A 1,154-nucleotide genomic window follows, 5' to 3' on the forward strand; every position below is an offset into this window, starting at 1 on the left:
TGACGGATCAGGATCTCCCCGGCGTTGTCGATGCGGTATTCGATCTCCAGCCGTCCGGTCACACGTCGGAGGTCGTAACGGGCCGTGACGACGGCCACGCCGTCCGACAGCGTGTGGTCGAGCGACACCAGCGTCAGCCCCGGATCGGCCCATGCGCGGTTCTTCTTGTTGAGTCCCGCCCCGAAGTCGTTGTCCGTCGGCGCGCGCCAGAAATTCGGCTCCACGACGGCCCCTGCGTCGAGCAGGCGCATGCCGTCCGCTTCGTAGCGGGTGATGAGACCGTCGGCGCGGCGGAAGTCGATGCGTGCGGCGGGGCTTTCGACGATCAGGTAGTTGCGGTCGTCGTCGCGGACCGTGAGCGTGCCGATCGGATTGTGGCGGTCGGCCATGCGTTCGGCGACGGCGAGCGGCTCGGGTGCCGCCGCCCGCAGCGTGAACTGCTGGTAGGCCACGCGGTGATCGGGTGCGAGCAGTGGTTCGGCGTCGCAGAGGCGGTATTCCACGTTGAGCAGCAGTTCTCCGTCGGCGGGCAGCGTTTCGGGGGCAAGCGGCAGCACGACGGCGGCGGTTTGCTGCGGGGCGACGCGCAGGTCGGCGACGATGCCGCTGCGCACGGGGTCCCCGTCGCGGAGCACCGTCCAACGCAGGTAGCAGTTGTCGAGCGGCCGGAAGAAATTTTCATTGAAAACCGTCAGCGTGCGCCGGTCTTCGCCGAGCGTGGTCCACACGGGCTGCTGCCAGTAGCGGGCCTCGTGCATGTGGGGATTCGGAACGCGGTCGGGCGAGATCAGCCCGTTGTCGCAGAAATTCCAGTCCGAGGCGTCGTAGGGGTTCCAGTCGCCGCCGTAGCCGTAGATCATGGCGCCGTTTTTACCCGTTTTGCGCAGCGACTGGTCCACGAAGTCCCAGATGAATCCGCCCTGATAGTGCGGATATTGGCGGATCAACGCCCAGTATTCGCCGAATCCGCCCAGCGAATTGCCCATCGCATGCGCATATTCGCACTGGATCAGCGGCTTCCGGGGATTGTTCCGGAGGTATTTTTCGCACTGGTCGTAGTCCCAGTACATCGGGCATACGATGTCGGTGTTGCGGCCGCCGTTGTTGTAGACCGCACGTTCGTAATGGACCGGCCGCGAGGGGTCGTAAGCCTT

General features: G+C 65.3%; 1 protein-coding gene. It reads right to left on the bottom strand.

All coding sequences use genetic code 11. The annotated features are described in order from the left end of the window. Nucleotides 1–1,154 (bottom strand): glycoside hydrolase family 2 TIM barrel-domain containing protein (locus tag WMO46_RS15550; protein ID WP_349094658.1); only part of this gene is annotated, 1,154 nt, incomplete at both ends.

Origin of the sequence: Alistipes intestinihominis (assembly GCF_040095975.1) — a bacterium.
Lineage (GTDB): Bacteria > Bacteroidota > Bacteroidia > Bacteroidales > Rikenellaceae > Alistipes > Alistipes senegalensis.